The 24,046-nt window shown below is 35.9% G+C and carries 20 protein-coding genes; 18 read left to right on the plus strand and 2 right to left on the minus strand.

Going from position 1 to position 24,046, the window contains the following annotated elements; all coding sequences use genetic code 11:
* The first annotated feature begins 4 nt into the window (after positions 1-4).
* From FEU33_RS15780 to FEU33_RS15795, 4 genes are all read left to right on the plus strand, one after another.
* Positions 5-1,981, plus strand: coding sequence for a DHH family phosphoesterase (locus tag FEU33_RS15780; RefSeq protein WP_146550446.1), 1,977 nt, complete (start codon positions 5-7; stop codon positions 1,979-1,981).
* The gene (gene rplI / locus FEU33_RS15785) at positions 1,978-2,427 is read left to right on the plus strand and encodes a 50S ribosomal protein L9 (RefSeq protein ID WP_146550447.1); all 450 of its coding nucleotides are present in this window, start codon (positions 1,978-1,980) and stop codon (positions 2,425-2,427) included. The genes FEU33_RS15780 and rplI overlap by 4 nt, the downstream gene beginning before the upstream one ends.
* A 12-nt stretch (positions 2,428-2,439) precedes the next feature.
* Positions 2,440-3,798: a replicative DNA helicase gene (gene dnaB / locus FEU33_RS15790; RefSeq protein WP_146550448.1), complete on the plus strand. Its 1,359-nt coding sequence runs from the start codon at positions 2,440-2,442 to the stop codon at positions 3,796-3,798.
* Between the two features lie 143 nt (positions 3,799-3,941).
* A complete protein-coding gene (locus FEU33_RS15795) occupies positions 3,942-5,231 on the plus strand; it encodes an adenylosuccinate synthase (RefSeq protein WP_146550449.1) in 1,290 nt (429 codons plus the stop codon).
* Positions 5,232-5,441: 210 nt separating this feature from the next.
* On the opposite strand, the gene FEU33_RS15800 is transcribed toward FEU33_RS15795, so the two are convergent.
* Positions 5,442-6,329: a YitT family protein gene (locus FEU33_RS15800; protein WP_146550450.1), complete on the minus strand. Its 888-nt coding sequence runs from the start codon at positions 6,327-6,329 to the stop codon at positions 5,442-5,444.
* 669 nt (positions 6,330-6,998) lie between these two features.
* Here FEU33_RS15800 and yycF point away from each other — a divergent pair.
* From yycF to FEU33_RS15850, 10 genes are all read left to right on the plus strand, one after another.
* Positions 6,999-7,709: a response regulator YycF gene (yycF, locus tag FEU33_RS15805; RefSeq protein WP_146550451.1), complete on the plus strand. Its 711-nt coding sequence runs from the start codon at positions 6,999-7,001 to the stop codon at positions 7,707-7,709.
* A 6-nt stretch (positions 7,710-7,715) separates the two neighbouring features.
* Entirely contained in the window at positions 7,716-9,545 is a 1,830-nt protein-coding gene (walK, locus tag FEU33_RS15810) for a cell wall metabolism sensor histidine kinase WalK (protein ID WP_146550452.1), read from the plus strand.
* Positions 9,536-10,873, plus strand: coding sequence for a YycH family regulatory protein (locus FEU33_RS15815; protein WP_146550453.1), 1,338 nt, complete (start codon positions 9,536-9,538; stop codon positions 10,871-10,873). Before walK ends, FEU33_RS15815 begins: the two co-directional genes overlap by 10 nt.
* Entirely contained in the window at positions 10,860-11,699 is an 840-nt protein-coding gene (locus FEU33_RS15820; protein ID WP_146550454.1) for a two-component system regulatory protein YycI, read from the plus strand. Before FEU33_RS15815 ends, FEU33_RS15820 begins: the two co-directional genes overlap by 14 nt.
* A 12-nt stretch (positions 11,700-11,711) precedes the next feature.
* Positions 11,712-12,500 carry an MBL fold metallo-hydrolase gene (locus tag FEU33_RS15825; protein WP_146550455.1) on the plus strand — a complete coding sequence of 263 codons (789 nt, stop codon included), beginning with the start codon at positions 11,712-11,714 and terminating at the stop codon, positions 12,498-12,500.
* 721 nt (positions 12,501-13,221) lie between these two features.
* The gene (locus tag FEU33_RS15830; RefSeq protein ID WP_146550456.1) at positions 13,222-14,490 is read left to right on the plus strand and encodes a S1C family serine protease; all 1,269 of its coding nucleotides are present in this window, start codon (positions 13,222-13,224) and stop codon (positions 14,488-14,490) included.
* Between the two features lie 164 nt (positions 14,491-14,654).
* Positions 14,655-14,819 carry a CxxH/CxxC protein gene (locus FEU33_RS15835; protein ID WP_146550457.1) on the plus strand — a complete coding sequence of 55 codons (165 nt, stop codon included), beginning with the start codon at positions 14,655-14,657 and terminating at the stop codon, positions 14,817-14,819.
* Positions 14,820-14,909: 90 nt separating this feature from the next.
* Positions 14,910-15,389, plus strand: a complete 480-nt coding sequence (gene rlmH / locus FEU33_RS15840; RefSeq protein WP_146550458.1) for a 23S rRNA (pseudouridine(1915)-N(3))-methyltransferase RlmH — start codon at positions 14,910-14,912, stop codon at positions 15,387-15,389.
* A gap of 231 nt (positions 15,390-15,620) precedes the next feature.
* Positions 15,621-16,124 (plus strand): hypothetical protein, encoded by a 504-nt coding sequence (locus tag FEU33_RS15845; RefSeq protein WP_146550459.1) that lies wholly within the window; start codon positions 15,621-15,623, stop codon positions 16,122-16,124.
* 566 nt (positions 16,125-16,690) lie between these two features.
* A complete protein-coding gene (locus tag FEU33_RS15850; protein WP_146550460.1) occupies positions 16,691-17,965 on the plus strand; it encodes an MFS transporter in 1,275 nt (424 codons plus the stop codon).
* Positions 17,966-18,386: 421 nt separating this feature from the next.
* On the opposite strand, the gene FEU33_RS15855 is transcribed toward FEU33_RS15850, so the two are convergent.
* Positions 18,387-19,499, minus strand: coding sequence for a Fic family protein (locus FEU33_RS15855; RefSeq protein ID WP_222433434.1), 1,113 nt, complete (start codon positions 19,497-19,499; stop codon positions 18,387-18,389).
* A 592-nt stretch (positions 19,500-20,091) separates the two neighbouring features.
* Here FEU33_RS15855 and FEU33_RS15860 point away from each other — a divergent pair.
* The 4 genes from FEU33_RS15860 (at position 20,092) to FEU33_RS15875 (ending at position 23,708) form a co-directional block, all read left to right on the plus strand.
* A complete protein-coding gene (locus FEU33_RS15860; protein ID WP_146550461.1) occupies positions 20,092-20,661 on the plus strand; it encodes a nitrous oxide reductase accessory protein NosL in 570 nt (189 codons plus the stop codon).
* 8 nt (positions 20,662-20,669) lie between these two features.
* The gene (locus FEU33_RS15865) at positions 20,670-21,044 is read left to right on the plus strand and encodes a nitrous oxide reductase accessory protein NosL (RefSeq protein ID WP_146550462.1); all 375 of its coding nucleotides are present in this window, start codon (positions 20,670-20,672) and stop codon (positions 21,042-21,044) included.
* 39 nt (positions 21,045-21,083) lie between these two features.
* Positions 21,084-22,757 (plus strand): hypothetical protein, encoded by a 1,674-nt coding sequence (locus FEU33_RS15870; protein ID WP_146550463.1) that lies wholly within the window; start codon positions 21,084-21,086, stop codon positions 22,755-22,757.
* Between the two features lie 354 nt (positions 22,758-23,111).
* On the plus strand, positions 23,112-23,708 hold the full coding sequence (locus FEU33_RS15875) for a peroxiredoxin family protein (RefSeq protein ID WP_146550464.1): 597 nt from the start codon (positions 23,112-23,114) through the stop codon (positions 23,706-23,708).
* The last annotated feature ends 338 nt before the right edge of the window (positions 23,709-24,046 follow it).

The following is a 24,046-nucleotide window of genomic DNA, read 5'->3' on the forward strand; positions in this document are numbered from 1 at the left end:
ATTTATGGGTACTCTTTTTAGAAAACGACCAATACGATATCCTCTTTTCATCCTGTCATTGCTCGGAATAGCAGGTATTATCATATGTGTAATGTGGAATCTATTGACAGGAATTGTGTATGGAATCGTTCTAATATTAATATTAGTTCTTACTTGGAAGGCTGAGTCCGACACCTATAAAGAGACGGAGAAACATATTGAAATGTTATCCTACCGTCTAAAAAAAGTAGGAGAAGAAGCATTACTTGAAATGCCGATCGGGATTGTATTAATCAATGATCAGTTTCAAATTGAGTGGACGAATCCCTACATGCTACGAATATTGGGAAAAGATTCATTGATTGGTGAAGAAGTTTTTTCTTTATCCGACGACTTGTATAACCTGATCAAACATGAGGAGTCAAATGAACTTAATATTACATTAAAAGATCGTAAGTACCATGCGTTTTATAAACCGGAGGAAAAACTTCTTTATTTCTTTGATATTACAGAACAAGTAGAAATGGAAGCACTTTACTATGATGATCGTACAGTAATCGCTATTCTGTTTGTTGATAACTATGATGAGATTACTCAAGGTATGGATGATCAAACACGTAGCCAAACGAATTCCCTTGTGACTTCCCTTGTAAATAATTGGAGTATCACCAATGGGATTTATCTGAAACGCGTAGACTCCGATCGATTTATAGCGGTTATGAATGAATCCATTTTACAAGAATTAGAAAAGAAAAGATTTGCTATTCTAGATGATATTCGTGAAATCACGGCACAGCAAAAATTATCTTTAACATTAAGTATTGGCGTTGGAGCGGGTTCACAGTCCCTATTAGAATTGGGGGAACTCGCACAATCTAGCTTAGATTTAGTACTGGGTCGTGGGGGTGACCAAGTAGCGATCAAGCAACCAAATGGAAAGGTAAAATTCTATGGTGGGAAAACAAATCCTGTTGAGAAACGCACAAGAGTACGTGCACGTGTTATTTCGCATGCACTAAGGGATTTAATACAGGATAGTGATCAAATCTTTGTAATGGGCCATAAAATGCCTGATATGGATGCTATCGGTGCAGCTATCGGTGTTCGTAAGATGGCCGATATGAATGATATTGACGGTTATGTAGTGGTCGACTTTGATAATATTGATAATAGTATCAATCGTTTAATGCAGGTTGTGAAGGAAAAATCTGATTTATATGATCGCTTTATCACGCCAGAAGAAGCACTGGATAAAATAACAGATAAGTCATTATTAGTGATTGTGGATACACATAAACCAAGTTTGACTATAGAGGCAAGATTGTTAAATAAATCTGATAAAGTCGTCGTCATCGACCATCATCGCCGAGGAGAGGAATTTGTTAAAAATCCCATGCTTGTTTATATGGAGCCTTATGCTTCTTCAACAGCTGAGTTGGTCACAGAATTATTAGAATATCAACCAAAAAATGATAAAATAACTATGTTGGAAGCGACAGCTTTGCTAGCTGGTATTATCGTCGATACGAAAAGTTTCACATTACGTACAGGTGCAAGGACTTTTGAGGCTGCCTCTTATTTACGGACAAATGGAGCAGATACGGTACTTGTACAACGACTTTTAAAAGAAGATATAGGTACGTATATTGAGCGTTCTAAGATTGTTCAGACCGCTGAATTTGTTCATAGTGGAATCGCTATTGCAAGAGGTGATAGTGATAAAATATATAATTCGGTGTTAATCGCTCAGACAGCAGATATTTTATTAACGATGAAAGATATATCTGCCTCTTTCGTAGTTGCCCATCGGAATGATGGGACAATTGGCATTAGTGCACGATCCTTAGGTGAGATTAATGTTCAACTTGTGATGGAGGAATTAGGCGGTGGCGGGCATTTAACAAACGCTGCATGTCAATTAGAAGTACAAACAATCGATGAAGCCATCAAAAAACTAAAGGTAGCAATAGATGATGTATTAGAAGGGAGTACGGAAGTATGAAAGTCATTTTCCTAAAAGATGTTAAAGGGCAAGGTAAAAAAGGTGAAACGAAAGAAGTTTCAGACGGCTTTGCACGTAATGTATTACTAAAGCAAAAAAGTGCTGTTGAAGCAACACCTGCTGAATTAGCAAAATTAAAAGCTCAAAATAAACGTGCCGCTGCAAATGCTGCGCAAGAATTAGAAGATGCGAAAGCATTAAAGCAAACTTTAGAAGGTTTGACAGTGGAGTTAACAGCAAAACCCGGTAAAGATGGTCGTCTATTTGGGTCGATTACGGCAAAACAAATTGTGGAGCAATTACAAAAAGACCATGGTATTAAAATCGATAAACGTAAGATGGAACTTAAAGAAGCGATACGTACTTTAGGCGTCACGAAAGTACCTGTAAAACTTCATCATGAAGTAACGGCTATATTGTCAGTACACGTTGCAGAGCAAGAGTAAGGAGAGACATTTATGAACGATCCACAATTGGACCGCGTTCCGCCTCACAACCAAGAAGCTGAACAAGCAGTCATTGGGGCAATATTTCTTGAACCACAGGCTTTGATCACAGCTTCTGAAATTTTAATTCCTGAAGATTTTTATCGTTCTGCTCATCAGAAGATTTTCCAAACAATGTTACGTTTGAGTGATCAGGGGAAAGCCATTGATGTCATTACCGTTACAGAAGAATTATCATCACATAACGAATTAGAGGACGTCGGTGGCATTTCCTATATTACTGAAATTGCCAATGCTGTACCAACAGCTGCGAATGTTGGGCATTATGCTCAAATTGTATCTGAAAAAGCATTGCTACGACGCTTGATTCGAGTAGCTACAAAAATAGTAGAAGATGGCTATACGCGTGAGGATGAGGTAGATACTTTACTCTCTGAAGCTGAGAGTAGAGTAATGGAAGTGGCGAATCGTAAAAATGCCGGTGACTTTAAGCATGTAAAAGATGTTCTTGTTGAGACATATGCAAATGTAGAGCATTTGCAAAATCGCAAGGGTGATATAACTGGTATTCCGACAGGATTCCGTGACTTGGATCGTTTAACAGCTGGCTTTCAACGAGGGGATTTAATCATTGTTGCTGCCAGACCATCCGTTGGGAAAACGGCCTTTGCATTAAATGTTGCACAGGCAGTTGGTACCCAAACGGATGAAAATGTAGCTATTTTCTCGCTCGAAATGGGTGCAGAACAGCTTGTTATGCGTATGCTTTGTGCAGAAGGGAACATCGATGCGCAAGTTTTACGTACAGGTGCTTTAAATTCAGAAGATTGGCGTAAACTAACAATGGCAACGGGTACCCTTTCTCGTGCGGGCATTTATATTGATGATTCTGCGGGTATTCGGGTTAGTGAAATTCGTGCAAAGTGTCGGCGATTAAAGCAAGAACATGGTTTAGGAATGATCTTAATCGATTATCTTCAGCTAATACAGGGAAGCGGTTTAGCAGGTCAAAATAGACAACAAGAAGTATCAGAAATTTCACGTTCACTTAAAGCTTTAGCTCGTGAATTAGAAGTTCCAGTCATTGCGCTATCTCAATTATCTCGTGGTGTTGAACAGCGCCAAGATAAACGTCCGATGATGAGTGATCTTCGTGAATCTGGGAGTATCGAGCAAGATGCCGATATCGTGGCATTCTTATATCGTGAAGATTATTACGATAAAGAAACAGAAGATGCGAATACCATTGAAATTATTGTGGCTAAACAACGTAACGGCCCAACAGATACGGTCAAATTAGCATTTAAAAAAGAATTCAATAAATTTGTTAGCGTTGATTGGACTGCTGAAGCACCAGCAGGAGGCTATTAAATAAAAAACACGAACATTGGTGACTGACGTATATGATATGTTCGTGTTTTTTACTATTTCTTATTGACTTGCTTTGTTTTCGTTGTTACAATAAGTCTGTTTGAATCAGGACACGACGAAAGTGTCTGACGGAGGTGCTGATCATGACATCAGTTGTAGTAGTAGGAACGCAGTGGGGAGACGAAGGTAAAGGGAAAATTACAGACTTCCTATCTAAAAAGGCAGATGCAATCGCACGTTATTCAGGTGGCGATAATGCAGGACATACCATTCAATTTGAAGGCGAAACTTTTAAATTACATTTGATTCCATCTGGTATTTTTTATAAAGATAAAAACTCTGTTATGGGGAATGGGATGGTTATCAATCCAAAATCGCTTGTTGAAGAATTAAAGGGCTTACAAGAACGTGGCATTAATACAGATAACTTACGTATTTCAAATCGTGCACAAGTTATCCTTCCATATCATGTGTATCAAGATAAAGTAGATGAAGCATCACGCGGAGATAAAAAAATTGGTACAACATGTAAAGGGATCGGACCTTGTTACACAGATAAAGTGCAACGCATTGGAATCCGCGTGGCAGATCTTTTAGACAAAGAAGTTTTTGAAGAAAAATTACGTTCAAATTTAGCGATAAAGAACCGTTTATTCGAAAAATTCTATGAAGTAGAACCTTTAAAATTTGAGGATATCTTTGAAGAATATTATGGTTATGGTCAACAAATCGCTAAATATGTGACAGATACTTCTAAAGTATTAAATGATGTTTTAGATAAAGACGGTAAGGTACTATTTGAAGGTGCTCAAGGTATTTTACTCGATGTGGATCATGGTACTTATCCATATGTAACTTCATCTAACCCTGTAGCAGGCGGTGTAGCAACTGGTGCGGGCATCGGTCCTTCAAAAGTGACTCGTGTAATTGGTGTAAGTAAAGCATATACTTCACGTGTTGGTGATGGTCCGTTCCCAACAGAATTATTTGATGAAGTAGGTCATCAAATCCGCGAAGTAGGTCGTGAATATGGTACAACTACTGGTCGTCCACGCCGTGTAGGTTGGTTTGACTCAGTTGTTGTTCGTCACTCTCGCCGTGTATCAGGTATTACAGATTTAGCTCTTAACTCAATCGACGTATTAACAGGTCTTGAAACTGTGAAAATCTGTACTGCATATGATTACAATGGAGAAATCATTACGGAATATCCTGCCAATCTTCACATCATTGAAGGATGCAAGCCGATCTATGAAGAACTTCCAGGATGGACAGAAGACATTACTGGATGCAAAACATTAGAAGAACTACCTGAAAATGCACGTAATTACGTAAAACGTGTGAGTGAATTGACAGGTATTCGCATTGCGACATTCTCAGTGGGTCCAGACCGTGAACAAACAAATGTATTAGTAGATGTTTGGGAAAACTAATGTAAACCCATTTGATTAGCAGCTCTATATTAAGTAAAATTACACACAGTGGTGCTAACTGCGTTTTTATGCAGGATAACTAAACATCGGGCTTATTTACGCTCAATATTTTAGAACATGTAAAAGCATGAATGTTGTTCGATCAGCATTCATGCTTTTTGTAGTTTCTTTTCTCAAAAAAGATGGATGAAACATGGAACGAGTTGCCTATTAGTGAATATCCTTTTTCTTAAAGCGGCCGCCTCTTACTTCAGCAATATTGCCAATGGCCAAAAACGCATGGTTATCTAATTCACTAACGATGGAAGTCAGCTTAGATTCTTCTAGACGTGTAATGACGGTAAAAATAACTTTTTTAGAATCACCAGTGTAAGCCCCCTCTCCTTTCAAATAAGTAACACCACGTCCTAAACGATCCATAATGGCTTTGCTGATTTCGTTATATTCTTCACTGATAATATATACCACTTTTGATTCATCCAAACCCTGAATAACAATGTCAATCATTTTATAGGCGATGAAATACGCTAACCCTGAGTACATAGCTTGCTCCCAAGTAAACACAAAACCGGCAATGGTGAAAATAATAAGATTAAAAAACATAATGATCTCACCAACGGAAAATGGTAGTTTTCTATTGAAGAGAATAGATAGAATTTCAGTACCATCAAGTGATCCGCCATAACGAATCACAAGACCTACGCCGATTCCAAGGACAATACCACCGAATACAGTGGATAACAATAGATCTCGTGTAATTGGTTCTAAACGATGAAATACAATTGTAACAGCTGATAAAGTTGTAATTCCCAAAGCCGTTGATAAGGCAAAGGTTTTACCAATTTGCTTATATCCGAGGAAGATAAACGGAATGTTTAAGAGGAAAATAAATACGCCTAGAGGTAAAGCGGTTAGATGAGAAATGATAATAGAGATGCCAACAATTCCTCCATCTAGCACCATGTTGGGCACTAAAAATAGTTCAAGACCAATAGCCATGATACAAGCCCCTAGAATCACCATAATGATTCTTAGAAATAATTTTCTTTTGGGCACTTTTTTACTTGTCTTGTTTACTTCTGTTACCTGCGAGAGCATGAACTCTATGCTCCTACTCGAATCATTCATAAGATCTCTCCAATCCTAAAAGAATAATTTTTATATACATATTTTATCTGAAAATTTAGAAATTAATAAGTTGAACACAATATATAAGTGAAGAAAATCACCTAAAAAATCTGCATAGCTAACAAGGGGAAAGCGAGTTTTTTAAATCTTTATCATCAAAATTTATTTTGATTCGACAGAGGATGCCTCCTCTCTATAGATGTACAAATTGTTCGGCAGATGTCACGGATTTTGAAAAGGGCTTTTCGAGCAAACTCGAAAAAATCCGGACGAAGTTACACAATGCTGTAATTATTAGATGGACTGTTTATGCCCTATTAGCAGGCTGTAAGCTCCTGTCTACAAAATCCCGATAATAAGTAGAAGATAAATAGGAATAAAAGCCCGATTATTTTGACTAACACACTGCAGGAAGGATGAAAAACCTCCTACTGTGTGAAGTTTCACTTTATGGTAAACTAAATAAGGATTGATATATTCTATTGTCGATAAATGGCGATTATTGCCTGGGAAATGATAGACTTTGGAATTTGTTAAAGATGCACATAATATAAAAGCATGGTAGAGTTAATATGTATAATTATAGAATCTAACAGTAATGAATGACCTAAACTGATAAGTAAGAAAGGGGAAAAGACTGTGGATGAAACCATTTTAGTAGTAGATGATGAAAAACCGATTGCAGATATATTACAATTTAATTTAGCAAAAGAAGGCTACAAAGTAGTCTGTGCTTATGATGGCGATGAAGCTTTAGAAAAGGTAGAGGAGATAAAACCAGATTTAATGCTATTAGATATCATGCTGCCAAAGCGTGATGGTATGGAAGTTTGTCGAGAAGTGCGAAAAAAACATGACCTTCCGATTATCATGCTGACTGCCAAAGATTCAGAAATTGATAAAGTACTAGGCCTCGAACTCGGTGCTGATGATTATGTGACGAAACCATTTAGCACACGCGAACTAATTGCTCGTGTAAAGGCAAATATGCGTAGGCATCAAACGGTGACAACGCCTGAAGAAGCCGTTGAAGAAAATAACGATATTGCTATTGGTTCTCTTATCATACAACCTGATGCATATTTAGTTTTAAAGCGTGAGGAAGCAATCGAATTAACACACCGTGAATTTGAATTGTTACATTATTTAGCAAAGCATATTGGACAAGTAATGACACGTGAACATCTGCTTCAAACCGTATGGGGATATGATTACTTTGGAGATGTGCGAACAGTTGATGTAACGATCCGTCGTTTACGTGAGAAAATCGAGGATAATCCGAGTCATCCAACATGGATTGTCACTCGTCGTGGAGTAGGCTATTATTTAAGAAATCCTGAACAGGAGTAAAGAAAAATGCAAAAGGTTCGTTTTTTTAAATCGGTGCAGGTCAAGCTTGTGTTGATTTATGTGTTGCTCATATTAATAGCAATGCAAATTATTGGGCTGTATTTTGCAAAACAGTTAGAACAAACATTAAAAGATAATTTTGAAACATCCATTACAGACCGTTTGAAGCTTGTAAATTTCAGTGTCAAAGAAGAGTTATTAAAAGAGCGTACGGATAGTGATCCAACGCTTGAACAGAGTCTGAAGGGTGTATTGAATTTGTCTTCAGAGGATATTAAAGAAATTAGGGTAATAGACGCTCACTATCGTATTTTGGCAACTTCTGATATGAGTAACCAATCAATCGTTGGTCAGCGTTCGATGGAATCGCTTGTACGTCAATCGATCAATTCACAAACGCCATATGAAAAAATTGCCCTTGATGACAAGACTAGAAAAAGAGTGTGGGTTGTCGCGACTCCTATCAAGTCGAATGGCAAGAATGGCAAAGTGATAGGGACAGTTTATGTGAAATCAAATATTGAACGAATATTTGAACAGATGAATGAGATTAATCAGATCCTAGCAGGTGGTACAGCATTAGCATTAGCGATTACCATTATTTTAGGGATTTTTATCTTTAGGACCATCACGAAGCCGATTTCGGATATGCGTAGACAAGCTCAGGCGATGGCCAAGGGCAACTTTTCGAGAAAGGTTAAAGTATACGGGAATGATGAAATCGGGCAACTGGCAATTGCTTTCAACCATTTAACAAACAGGTTGCAAGAAGCTCAATCGATTACGGAAGGTGAACGAAGAAAGTTGGCTTCCGTATTGACTAATATGACAGATGGTGTTATTGCAACAGATCGAAGGGGGAAAATAATCCTCATTAATACACCTGCTCGAAAACTGTTAAATGGCGAATATCACGAATTGACAGGAAGACCATTGGTATCTGTTTTAGGTTTAGAAAAAAAATATACATTCGAAGATTTGATCCATATGAAGGATTCTATTAATCTAGATTTCAGTTCACCTGATCGTCCTTACATTTGGCGTGCAAATTTTTCCGTGATTCAAAAAGAAACAGGGTTTGTTAATGGAGTGATTACGGTGCTGCATGATATTACGGAACAAGAGAAGATTGAAATGGAACGTCGTGAATTTGTATCCAATGTATCACATGAATTGCGTACGCCCCTTACAACGATGCGAAGCTATCTAGAAGCATTAGCGGATGGTGCTTGGCAAAACAAAGAACTGGCTCCACAGTTTTTGAATGTCACGCAAACAGAAACAGAAAGAATGATTCGTTTAGTCAATGACTTATTACAACTTTCAAGAATGGATAGTCGTGAATACGAGATCAATGCAGATTATATCGATTTCAACAAATTCTTTAACCGCATTATTGACCGATTTGAAATGTCCAGATCCAAAAATGTTGAATTCAAACGCATGCTCCCTACTATGCCGATTTATGTTGAGATCGACACAGATAAGATTACTCAAGTAATCGATAATATTATTTCTAATGCTTTAAAGTATTCACCAGATGGCGGTAATATTCGTTTTGGTATGACAGCAAATGAAGGCGTACTGACGGTCATGATTTCAGATGATGGTATGGGCATACCAAAAGAAAATGTAGAGCGTATTTTTGATCGCTTTTATCGCGTGGATCGAGCAAGAGCTCGTTCAATGGGTGGTACAGGATTAGGGTTAGCTATTTCTCGGGAAATGATTTTAGCGCATGGGGGAAATATTTGGGCAGAAAGTGAAGAAGGAATCGGGACAACCATCTTCTTTACTTTACCGTATGAAGATGATGAGGCAGGTGAGTGGGATTGAAATATATCGAACAGATTAAGTCTGTCGTACTCTTTGTCTTAGTGTTTTTAAGCATTACGTTGACATTTTCTATTTGGACTTACAAACCGAATTATGAAACGATTGAAAAAACCAAAGCAGTTGAGATGCTAATAGATAAGAAAACACATATTACAGATATTATTAAACCATATCGAATGATATTTCATGAGAATGGTGTTTGGCGCGGAACAGAACGTTTTGGGGAAATGAAAAGCACGATGGAGCAAATGCAAAATTGGCGAGTAACAAATCCTACACTAGTAAGTAATAATTTCAATGATACAAAAATGGATCAATTAGTAGCAGAGGATAAACGCTGTACGCTTTTCTTCTCAGCGGAAATACCATACTCTATTTTCCAAAATATATTACCAACTACGGGAGAGAAAGCACCTAATATATCATTTAACAAAATGATTATTTCTTGGAATCAGCTGGCATCATCAGATGAATTGACAGTATTTTTTGCAAATACAAAGAAAAAACAATTATATAAAGCAGAAATACATGTGAAGAATAAATCGATGTTTGAAAAAAAGGTTGTTAATTCATCACATAGCTTAGAAAATTACGCTGTATTTACTCGTGACAAAGATAGTGCTCTTTATTTGCCAGCGAAAAAATCAAAGATGATACAGTCCGCCTATATTATTAATAATGTATCTATTGACCGGTTTACTAACGCACTATTTAATAATCCAAAGATTGTAAAGAATAGTATAAACGATGCAAATGCAAAAGAGAATTATTCGGATGACGTTTCCATGATGACAGTGGATAATAATAAAAGAGTATTAGACTTTGTCAATACAGCTGCTTCAGATAATCATGAGGTATTAGAAAAATCAAAGCTTATTTTAAGTACATTTGATTTTATCAATGAACATGGTGGCTGGACGGGAGACTTTCGATATGAATCTTTAGATTACAAGAATAATAGGATCAATTATCAACTATATGTGGAGGATTATCCTGTATATGCAGACTCTTTAGACACCTCTACACAGATAGTAACCGTTTGGGGAGACAATCGTATTGCACGATATACTCGACCATTTTACAAACTTGTACCAAGCCTTGAGAGTTCAAGTTTATCAATGATGAGTGGTCAAGAGGTTATCAATAATCTGATGAAGTTAAAAACCGTTAATTTTAAAGATATTGAAGAAATCCGACCAGGTTATTTCTTAACAAAAAACGGGCAAAATGCTTTTATATTTAAACCAACATGGTTCTACTTGGCAAATGGTAAATGGTCACCTTTGTCATCACCAACAGTAGGAGGTGGCCAGGTTGGATTGGAATAAAACGAAAACGATATTTATCATTGTTTTCTCGATATTGAATGTTTTTCTTTATTCGATGTATGTCAACAAATACAATGAGGATAAGCAAGTCGAATTGATTGGCCAAGCTGATATTTCTACACGTTTAAAGGATGAGAATATCACCATTAAAGATCAACAAAAAGAGAGCGAAAGTGTGTCTTATATTTCAGGAAAGATTAATCAATTTACAGTAAGAGAGTTATCCTCTCTGCAAAATCAGCATATCCAGATTCATGATGATGCAGAAGTTGAAGCAAAAATGATAAAATTGTCCGCTTTGCCGGCTATTACAGAAGAAGCGCTCACTAGTTTTGTAGAAAAGAACGTTTATAAAGGGAATTCGTATAGCCTTTGGAAGATTGACAAAAGAAACAGAGAAGCTATTTTCTTTCAAAAGTCGGACCGTTATATGATTTATTATAATCAAAATGCGACCATCAAGGTTCATTGGAATGATCATTTAGAAATAACACGTTATGAGCAAAAAATGTTCGATTCATTAAAGAGTTTTGGAGCAAAAAGTACGCTAATCAAAGCCCTAAGAGCTATTGAGATCATTTTTGATAGGGGATATTTACCTGCTAACTCAACAGTGACGAAAACGCAACTAGGCTATTCTACACTTGTTCCATTAACTGAAACACAAGTGCTGGCCCCTACATGGTATATTCATGTGGTGTTGCCGAAAGATGAAAATGGGGAACAAGAGGAAGCCGATTACTTTGTGAATGCAGTAGATGGTATAATTGTTGATATCGAACAAAATGCAAAAGAAAAGGAATTAGAATTAGAAAAGCAGCAGTAAGGGGTCTTTTAAATGCAGTTCAGTGTATTAGCTAGTGGTAGTACAGGTAACTCCATCTATGTAGAGAGCGGAGAGCATGCGTTTATCGTCGATGCTGGATTGACAGGCAAGAAAATGGAGCAGCTCTTTGAAAAAGTGGATCGTGATATAAAAAAACTAAGTGGGATTCTTGTAACACATGAGCATTCTGACCATATTAAAGGTGTTGGTGTATTGGCTAGAAAATATAATATTCCGGTTTTTGCCAATGAAAAAACATGGCAAGCGATGGATGGTTTAGTTGGCCATATTCCTGTAGAACAACGATTTCAATTTGATATGGAGGCAGTTAAAACATTCGGCTCTTTAGATATTGAGTCTTTTGCTGTTTCTCATGATGCTGCAGATCCCATGTTCTATTGCTTTCATGAAAGAGGACAAAAGCTTGTTGTGATCACGGATACAGGCTATGTCAGTGATCGTATGAAAGGTATCATAAGAGGTGCGGATTCCTATGTCTTTGAAAGCAACCACGATGTAAGCATGCTACAAATGGGGCATTATCCATGGTCCGTAAAGCGTCGTATTTTAAGTGATCTTGGACATGTTAGCAATGAAGATGCCGCTGTTGCCATGAGCGAAGTAGTTGAGCAAAAAACAACTCGTATATATCTTTCCCATTTAAGCAAAGATAATAACATGAAGGATTTAGCAAGAATGAGCGTTTCTCAAACTTTGCAGTCATGCGGCATTACGCCTGGTGAGTTTGTCCATTTATATGATACGGATGCAAATGAGCCGACAGAACTTGTTACAGTATAAAGTGAAACTTCCATCAATGGGGGTTTTCTTCATCGCCCACTGAACTAGAGAAACTTAGGTTAAAAGCGTCACGTTCTGTGGCAACATCTTAGTGACCAACATCTTGTTGGCTCGAACTAATAGGACGCATGTGGCAGTTGATTCCCCTCTATCTTTTTTCTCTAAAACTTAAAGTAGGGGGTCTTACTGTCCGTTAACGCAGGGTAAAATGAAAATCTCTAGTATGGGTTTTCTTTATCACCATGGTATGTTAGTTGAACCAATCAGGTATTTACAGTCAGTTGATTTCAGGCTTTCTTCTCTGGTCTTTAGCGAGAGAATTGAGGAATGAGGTCTTACTGCTTTTTTATAATAAAAATCCGATATTACTATCTTTGTTGAAGTGGAATTAGCGTAGACTCCTGTGGGAAAACGGACTAGACGAGACCCCGCAGGAAGCGAAGCGGACGAGGAGGCTCGGCAGTTCGCCCACGGAAAGCGAAGCTAATTCTACTTCAATTAAGATCATATATATACTATAAATTTTTGTGTTACTACATTTTTTCAGTGGCCGCCTCCATTTTGGGGGTTTTTTTATGTGTAAATGGGGAACTTAAAGTAAGTTCACTGATATTTTCTTGTATTTTGAACTGATTTTAAATTTATTTTCATCTGATTTTAATCTTTGCAGTATAAAGTAAAAATATCAAAAGGCAGAAGAACGATAGAAAGGATGAATCATATGGGCTATTATGATAATGATGAAACACGAAGTAACAGAAAAAGTGGTAGTAAAGCCGGGTACTTCTTTAGTGGTATTGTTGGAGTCATCGTTGGTGCATTACTTATTTGGCTTCTGCTTCCATCGATGGTTGGTTATTTACCGAATGGTACGAATACATCCAACACAGGTACAACGACCACTACAAACAAAACGACAACACCTCAAGTATCAACTGAAGTATCAACCAATATTACGGATGCCGTTGAAAAAACAAAGGATGCGGTTGTTGGTATTACCAATATTCAAGAAACATCCAATGATTTATGGGGTGATTTTCCATTCCAAGATGGTAGGGATAGCGGTTCTTCAAACAGTGAAACTAATGACGGAACGAATCAAGAGGCTGGCAGTGGCTCAGGAGTTATTTATAAAAAAGCGGGCGATAAAGCCTATATTGTGACAAATAATCATGTTGTCGAGGGAGCCAAAAGACTAGAAGTGACTTTCTCTGATGGCTCAAAGGAACAAGCAAAACTTGTCGGTACAGATATTTGGACGGATCTAGCTGTCATTTCTATTTCAAGTAAAAAGGTAAAAACAGTTGCTACTTTTGGCGATTCAGATAAATTAAAACAAGGTGAATCTGTTATTGCGATTGGTAATCCATTAGGGATGGATTTCTATGGTTCTGTAACAACAGGGGTCATTTCTGGTAAAGATCGTACAGTTCCAGTTGACTTGAACGAAGATGGCACAGAAGATTGGCAAGCAGAAGTTTTACAAACAGATGCAGCTATTAACCCAGGTAACAGTGGTGGTGCTTTAGTAAATCTTGCAGGACAAGTTATTGGTATTAACTCTATGAAAATTTCCGAATCAACTGTTGAAGGGTTAGGTTTCTCTATTCCAATCAACACAGCGATTCCTGTAATTGATGAATTACAACAAACTGGTAAAGTAGAAAGACCTTCAATTGGAGTAGCGCTAATTGATTTAACAGATGTTCCAGAATATCATCAAAGACAAACTCTAAAATTACCTGAGGAAGTCACATCTGGTATTGTTATTAGTGAAGTGGTCAGCAATTCACCAGCTTCAAAGGCAGGATTAAAAAAATATGATGTGATTGTTGAAATGGATGGGGAAAAGGTCGACAATTCGATTGCTCTACGTAAGATCCTTTACAACAAAAAGCATGTAGGCGATCAAGTAAAAATCAAAGCTTATCGTAACGGGGAAATAATTCAAAAAACAGTAACATTAGCAGATAGCACCAAAACACAATGATGTGGATAACTAAAATTTAATGTAAACATTATACAAAGCGAGTAAGGAAAGAAAAACCCTGTCTTTCCTGCTTGCTTTTCTTTTGTTACAATAGGTTGTGGATAACATCTCATAAAATGTGTATAAGTCTGTGGAAATCTAAAAGATCGAAAGGATGAAATATTTTGAAAATATATAGCTGTGAAACCCATATAGGACGGGCTTTGGATATGTTTGTTGCAACAGAAAAAGAAATTCCAATTATGGAAAAAGTAGAAGAGGAAAAAAAGTTATCCACAAAATGTAGCTATTGCGACGAGCAAGCGACATATATTGTGGCGAACAAATGAGCGTACACAATATATTGAAATACCCTGTGGATATGTGCATAACTCCTGTGGATAATGTGTTTGTAAATTTAACGTAAAGGTGGATAACCTGTGAGTATTACTATTATAAGCGTTGGGAAATTAAAAGAAAAGTACTTGAAAATGGGCATCGAGGAATATGTCAAACGTCTTAGCGGATATACCAAAATCGATCTCATAGAAGTTCCTGACGAAAAAGCCCCTGAACAATTAAGTGAAGCCGAAATGGAGATTGTGAAAAAGAAAGAAGGAGAGCGAATCCTCGCCAAAATCACGCCAGATCACTATATCATTGCGCTCGCCATCAATGGCAAAATGCGCAGCTCAGAAGCACTGTCACAAGATCTTGAAAATCTCCTTACATATGGTCACAGTAAAATTGCCTTCGTCATCGGAGGCTCATTAGGTTTGCACACAGATGTCCTAAATCGCGCAGACGACCAATTATCATTTGGCAAAATGACCCTCCCCCACCAGTTGATGAAGCTTGTTTTAATCGAGCAGATTTATCGTAGTTTTCGGATTATGAAGGGTGAACCGTATCATAAGTAAGTGCGGGTAAGAAAAAGCCGATGAAAACGTTGTGAAAATCGTTTTCATCGGCTTTATTAATCATCATAGTTTTTTTCACTTACGTGTTTGCTCTTGTGGTGGCGGAAATCGTTCTCTACGCTCGATTTTAAATCGCTAATTCATATAAAAACCTTAATTTTTAATATATACCATAATTTGATACAATACGTATTAGAAAAGAAAATCATATATTAGATAGGGTGATAGCACATGTCATTAGCAAATGATTTTGCTATGTATACTGATGAGATTGATTTGATACGAGCGCAAAACCGTGTTGAATGTGATTTATACTCCATAATTGCTTGTATCATCAGAGAAAGAAAACATAGTAAAGTAATTTCATTAAGAGATGTTTCTGCACGAAGAGGCACTGAATTTTCTAATGTATTTAAAGGGGAATCAGGATTTCCAGATTTTGTTGTTCGAGAAAGAGTTGCAAGCAATAAAGCGTCTATTTTAGGAGCTATTGAAGTAAAATATATAGATGAAAATTTAGAAAAACATATAGACCAGCTAAAAGGACATCTAAATTCATATAAAAAAGTTATATTTACTAACGGAATAAATTGGAAATATTATGAGGACTCTATAGAACTCAAACCTATATGGGAGGTTAATCTTGGAACAATCTCTAATGGGAAAATCACTTGGTATAAAGATAATAATTGGAAAACATTATTAAAGAAATTAGATGAAATTGAATGGCATTAATAAAAAAACGCACTTACATCCATCATGGTGAACCATATCACAAATAACCCTAAAATGGGATTATTTGATTTTAGATCGCCAATTCAGTTTAGTTTGTATATGGAGAATGAATTAATTGCAAAAATTACTAATTAATTATAAATAAAAGAGTATGGTTTATTAGAGAATTTCATCTAATTTTATGGTAATAGAGAGAAAAGTTTAATTTTTTGAAGGAGGAAAATATAATACTATGAGTATAACAAAGGAGCAGATTGAAATGAGGCCTCTAAAAGATATCCATAGTAATAAAAAAAGGAATGACCTTTTATTCTCTAGCATGGAAGATAAGCCAAAAACAGTCCCTGTAGAATTTTTAGACGCTCATAGCCTCATCTAGAAAAGAAGATTTTCTTGTAGATAAAGGCTCAACTTTCTAGATTGCTGGGATTTGAACCGAGGAAACAGATGGTAACGTGATCAAGCAATTATTACAACTGTAAAAATTATATTAAATTTTAATATTTACCCATTATTTAATCCGTTTTATGTCATATTGGAAGTGTACATGTAACTGGGGGGAGTAGATAATGAAGAGGTTTACAAAACAAGAGAACAGCTGGATGTTCTATGACTGGGCAAATTCAGCGTATTCCATTATTATTTCTACCGCTGTTTTCCCACTATTTTATAAGGCAGCAGCAACGAAGGCAGGAATTAGTGCTGCCAATTCTACGGCCTATTTAGGGTACACCATTGCCATTGCCACCTTCATATTGGCTATGCTCGGGCCCATCCTTGGAACCATTGCCGATTATAAAGGCTATAAAAAGAAATTTTTTACATTCTTCTTTTTTGTAGGTGTTCTCTCTACTGCCATGCTTGCCTTTATCCCTTCTGAAAAATGGCTTTTATTATTAATCTGTTATACCTTTACAGCGATTGGCTTTGCTGGGGCGAATGTATTTTATGATGCTTTTCTTGTAGACATTACGAGCGAAGAAAAAATGAATGCAGTATCTGCCCACGGCTTTGGTCTGGGCTATATCGGGAGTACGATTCCCTTTCTTATTAGTATTGTCATTATTATCTTAGCACAGCAGGGAGTCTTGCCAATCTCCGCTATAATTGCAAGTAAAATTGCCTTTTTGATTACAGCTGTCTGGTGGGGATTATTTACGATTTCCCTCCTCAAAAATGTTCAGCAACAATACTTCATTGAACCTGAAAAAAACCCGGTTATCAATAGTTTTAAACGGCTGGGGGAAACATTTAAAAATGTAAAACAATATCGTAGTGTATTCTTATTTTTAATTGCCTATTTCTTTTATATTGACGGTATTGGAACCATCATTACCATGTCAACAGCTTATGGATCTGACCTTGGAATCAGCTCGACGAATCTATTGGTGATACTGTTTGTCACACAAGTTGTTGCTGCACCTTTTGCCATTCTTTATGGTAAATTATCAGACAGGTTTACCGGTAAAAAGATGCTTTATGTAGGTATTATCATTTATATCATCGTCTGTATTTATGCCTATTTCTTAAAAACCACGTTAGATTTTTGGATTCTGGCTATGTTGGTTGCAACTTCTCAGGGTGGTATTCAATCGTTAAGCCGCTCCTATTTTGCAAAATTAGTTCCGAAAGCAAATTCAAATGAGTTCTTTGGTTTTTATAATATTTTTGGAAAATTTGCATCGATTATGGGCCCTTTATTAGTTGGCGCGATTGCACAGATGACGGGACATTCCAATATGGGGGTATTTAGTCTTATCATTCTATTTTTAGTTGGTATTGCTGTCTTAGCCCGTGTACCGGAACCAAAAGAGATCAAATATGAAAAACCGCTGATTTAAATGAATCGATCCTACCTGCTACAAGGAAGCACGATAAAACTCTACGAGAATACAGCAAACCTCTTTCAAAATTTAAGCAGAGGAAGGTTCTTTGTTACAGAAACCGCTTCTTGGTGCTTCTCCAGGATCGTCACTCGAGCTTTATACAGCCCGCTCTCACTCAGAATCAAAAGGATTACATTTCAATTATGATCACAGCTTGTTTCAACTGTTTTAAAATTCTTCATGGTGACCTTGATTGACCTGATCTTCGTCTGTTTGAGTGAGAAAATTATGTAACTTGTTAAAACAGAAAAAAACACATTTAGACTCGCTTCGGGGAACCGTATCATAAGTAAATGAAGTTTTTGTAGATTTTATAATATAAGCCGATTTTTTATGTTTAAATAAGAAATCGGCTTGTATTTTTTTATTTTTCTCGTTAGTCTTCTCTATATCCTAAATCATTTAGGGTTAAATCTTTATATGCTTCTCCAATTCGATACGAGGTGATTCTTTCCTTACCACTTGCTCCTTCAATAATACCCTTATCTAGCCAAGTTGCTGCCCATTTAGTAATAGGCTTTACTTGAAATAACTCTGCAATTTCCTTAGGTTTAGTGGGTCGATTACGTTCTATAAGGAACCGCAACAGTGTTTTTTCTTTTGGCTCTAATGAAAGTATCCTTGGATCTGATGGAGTAGTGGCAAATTTAATTGAAAGATTAGCCACCTTTTCATAGGCTAATGCCATGATTCTTAAAAAATATTCAATCCAAGGAGCTAAATCTTTAGGATTTTCACGCCCATCATAATAAAGAGCAGGTAATCCCATTTGTAAATGCTTATAATATCCCTGTAAGTCTTCCACGTAGTATTCTTCCATTGAATGAAATCCTTTAACATCATAATTAGCTATTGAAAGAATGTATGAGGCTAAGGCACGTGCTGTTCGACCGTTACCATCTTCAAATGGATGAATTGTGAGCAGTTGGTAAGTTGCAATAGCAGCTTTAATAGGAACAGGAATTTCTTTTTCTCTGTTAATCCATTTAACCAATGCTTTCATTAATGGTGGGACATCTGAATATTCGGGAGGAATATATTCTGGTTGTCTTGTTTGATTATCATATACAGCAAATAATACACCGGGTGGCATTGCGTCCTGATAGTTGCTTTTTGTTGATTTTCTACCAGCACCGTGCTTTACGATAATAGAATGAAGTTGTTTAATAAAGACCTCAGTAATAGGAGTTTGTTTCTGTTTTTCTCGCGATAAAAAGGAAAGAGCCTCCCAATAATTTCTTACTTCTTCTTCAACAGGAATTCTGAAATCATCTTGTTTTTGTTTAACTATACGAGCAACTTGTTCTAAATCAAGGGTATTTCCTTCTATACGCGTAGAATAATGCGTCGCCTTTAATTTAGCTTGTTCTTTTAGGTCAGTTTCGATATGCGCTGGTATGGGCATTAACTCAACTATTGCTCGAGAACGTTCTATTGACATTAAATCTTTTACAATCGATTGGGAATAACTAAATTTAGGCTGGTACAAAATAATTCACCTTCCTTTATAAAACAATTTATAATAACTTAATGATACGTTATTTTGGGACTTTAAATAAATAATTAATACGCTAATGATACGTTATTGATAACTTAAAAGGGTAATAAAACCCTCATTTAGATATATTACGGGGAACCATATCACGAGTATGGGAGGGTTTTGACCCGTACTCCCCATATGAATAGCTTCTGTCTTTTCTTTTTCAAGTTGTTCCGTTGCATAAGCGTGAAGCCAACGTTCCCTATTATGTAAGAAAATTCATATTCTCGTATGACTTCTACTTGAAATATAGTTGACTCCTTTTCTGATGGAAAAATCTAAAAAAGGTAATGGCAAAAATAAATTTAATAGACTGATAACATAAAGCGAAAACTTCTAACGTGATTTGTCTCGACGGCAATGACGATGTATGAGTTTTCGCTTTTCTTTTAGTCGGAAATAGTAAGTATTCAAAAATTCCTATGTTAGCAACTATTTTAGTAAAATTTATCTATTATTTCACAGTTCCTTTTATCTTATTTCACATCTGTTTTGTATTATTGATAATTGACAGACATTGATTGAAAGGAGATTGTAAACATTGAAGAAATTATTTTTATTCGTTTCAGGAATTATATTGTTAAGCATCATCTCTGTAGGTTCTATCGACAATAAGCATCACCAAGTGGATGCTGAGGCAGCTACATCTAGTTTAAAAAAAGATGTACCTAAACATTCAAAATGTGCATTGTGTAATATGGTTGTGTACCAAAAGAAAAGTAAAATGGGTATTTTTTCATCACAGGCCATTAAAAAGAACGGTAAGGTTGTTTATTACGATGATATTGGGTGTCTTTTATACGATGAAGTCAAACATAAAACCAAAAATAAAAAGTACGTGCGTGATTATAAAACGCTAAAATGGATCAAAGCGGAGAAGGCAACATACGTCAAGACAAACTTGCAGTCGCCTATGGGATGGGGCTATATCTCCTTTGCTAGTAAGTCTCAAGCAAAGAAATATGTCGCTAAACACAAAACAAGTAAAATCGTAAAACTTAGTACCATTAGAAAAAAAGCGATCAACAGATATAAAGGTCAGTTTAGTAGCAATGTGGAAAAAAAAAGAATACAACAAAGCCAAGTAAACCTACAGTTGTATCAAGTTTAGAGAAAGATGTGCCGAAGAATACGAATTGTGCATTCTGCAATATGGTTGTTTATCAACAAAACGTTCCTTTAGGGGTTTTTTCAGCACAAGCGATCAAAAAAAACGGAAAAGTTGTCTATTACGATGATATTAGTTGCTTGCTTTACGATGAAGTGAAGAATCGCGAAACGAATAAAAAGTATGTTCGTGATTACAAAACATTGAATTGGATTCAAACTGAAAAGGCAACTTATGTTAAAACATCGCTAGTTTCACCAATGGACGATGGTTATATATATTTTGCTAAAGCAGATGAAGCAAAGAATTATATTGCCAAACATTCAGGTACAAAAATTGTTCCATTTCAAACTGTTCAAAAAGAAAGTATTCAGAAATATCAATAAATATATAAAAAAATATAAATAAAAAGGAGAATAGAGAGAATGAGAAAACATTTAGGATTCGAATTGTTGTTATGTGTCTTTTTAATAGCAACTTTAAGTGGTAATCATAGTTCGAGTGTATTTGCAGCAACTAAAGATGTGCAAGCTATTAAAAATGGAAAAGTAGTTTATTATAAGGATGTCAATTCATTGTTATATGATGAATTAAATGAAGGGGTTACATTCGCAAAGAAAGTAAAAGATTATAATACAAGAAAATGGGTTGCGTTAAATTCAGTCACAATCGTTAAAATAAATGCTTCCAAAAAAATTTATTTCTCAAAAGCAGCAGCTGCAGACAAATATATTAAAAATTATAAAAAGAAACATAATGTAATATTAAAAAAGGTTAAATTAACAACCATTAAAGCTAGTGCCAAGGCAAAATATAAAAAAGAGGCGCCAAGTATTGTATTAAAAGCAAGTACAACAAAGCCAACGAATAAAAATATCACAGTGAAAGTGACTGTGACAGATAATAAGAAAGTGACCCTTAAAAAATGGGCAATCGGTGCAAAGTCCGCAAATAAATTTTCAACTACAGGCACAAAAATGAAAGCTAACGCTTTTACAGTAAGTAAAAATGGAACATATACAGTGTACGCTCTAGACAATAACGGTAATAAAAGAACAAAAACAATCAAAATCTCTAATATCGATCAAACAAATCCAACTATTTCATTAAATCCAAGTACAACGAATGTTACAAACAAAAATGTAACAGTAACTGCTTCGATTCATGATAATGTGAAGGTAATATCAAAAAAATGGGCAAGTGGTAATCAAACAGCTGCGTACTTCACAAAGAATGGTACAAAATTTACAAGCAGCACATTTAACATTAAAACAAATGGAACATACACAGTATACGCTAAAGACAGCGCAGGAAACACGCATGTTCAAACAATCACCATCTCAAATATTGATAAAACGGCACCAGCAATCACACTTTCAATACCAGAAAGTGATACAACAGCCGTCAGTAAAAAAATACAATTTTCAACGACTGATGATAATGGGATTCAAGATCTTAAATGGGCATATGGAAATAAGGATGTAAAATACTTCGTTGATGAAGGATCAAGAATAGCGCCATTACAAAGTGCGAGTCAAAAAGATAAAATTATCGCACTAAAAAATGGTGTTTATACGGTGTATGCAGAGGACAAATTAGGGAATCAAGCCGTAAAAACAATTACTGTCGATGGGATCTCTGACTTTTCAGAGATAACACAAATTGGTGTACATTGTGAAGTATGTCGGATGGATCTTTATAACACTGACCCCAATAAAGTGTATACTGCCAAGGCGATCGATCAAGAAGGATATACGCATTATTTTTGTAGAATTGGATGTATGTATCATCAAGAACATGCAAATGGTATAGCATTTGTTCATAAATATGTTCGTGATTATGGTGCAGCAACCCCACGCTTAAATAACTGGATTGAAGTTGAAAATGCAGTAACTGTAAAATATAGAGCTGATGAAACAGCTAAAGGAATCATGGGTTGGAAACTTTTCCATTTCACAGATTTATCAAGTGCAGCAAACTACCTAGGTGTGAGCCAAGAAAATGTAGTAGCTGAAAAATTAGAAAATATCAGTGAATATGCGAAAACGAATAATAAGGGAATGGATTATCAATACGAGGTTGATAAAGCAGCACAGTAATTTTCAATAACAAAAGCTAAATATTTACCATTTTGAATGAATAGAAAAGCGAAAACTCGTGTGTCGTCATTGTTGTTGAGACAAATCACGTTAGGGGTTTTCGCTTTGTGTCATTAGTTGAAAATAATCTGTTTTATCCCGCATTAATGAGCAGTACCCATACCTCAAGAGTGAGAGAGAAGTGAAGAAATAGGTATGGGAAAACGCCCGTAATAGCCAGATTGGTTCGGGTCAACAAGATATTGGTCATCAGGATCAGTGGGAGATGAAGAAAACCCTCACTGATGGAAGTTTCATCATTACTGCCCTTTAGGATTTATTCGTGGATTCATTTATAAAATTGGAGGTATTCCATTGGTTAAAAATTGGATTTCTATCATTATAATCATGGGTTTAATAACGATGGTTGTAATAAGTGTCCTCGGTAACGAGAAAAAAACAATAGGTGAGAAAGAAACAGTGAAAACAACTGAACCAGCTAAAAAAGCCGAAACAACAGCTACTAATGAAAAAGAAAATACGACATCTAAAGTAGAGTATGTAGCACCAGATTTTGAGTTGAAAACGTTAGAAGGTAAGACCGTACATTTATCAGATTATGTAGGTAAAAAGGTGATTTTAAATTTCTGGGCAACATGGTGTCCACATTGTAAAGAAGAAATGCCACATATGCAAAAGGTTTATGAAGAGTACAAAAATCAAGGTGTTGAAATTTTAGCAGTTAACGTAACAAATAAGGATAAGGGAAAAGAATCGGTTGCCCAATTTGTGAAAAAACAAGGGCTAACTTTTGAAGTTTTGTTAGATGAAGAAGGGTATGCAAGTAGTACATATCAAGTACTTACGCTGCCAACGACTTATATGATCGATACCAAAGGAAACATGGTTGACATCATTGAAGGTCCCATGAATGAGGCATCAATGAAAGAATTAATGAACAAAGCTGAATAATAAAAGTCAAACAATTAGAAAAAAGCGAAAAATTATAGTGTTATTATAAGAGTGACTTGGGGTTTAGCTTATCAAGGAACCTCAATAAAAGTAAAAGATTAAAAAATAAATGGCCCCAAAAAGTTGTGTTACATATGAAATTTTCTTTAATTGTTGTATGGATAAGAAAGTTAAAAAAGGGGTTATGAATAAAAAAACCTATATAATTATTTCTTCCATGTTTATGAAAGAAAAATTTTATCTAAAGGGCGCTTTTTTTAAAAGCGTCTTTCTTTATGAATCGAACCATTTAGCATAAGAAGGATTTAAAGATTTTTTATCGTATTAAAAGTGATAAA

The organism is Rummeliibacillus suwonensis (assembly GCF_007896435.1).
Taxonomy (GTDB): domain Bacteria; phylum Bacillota; class Bacilli; order Bacillales_A; family Planococcaceae; genus Rummeliibacillus; species Rummeliibacillus suwonensis.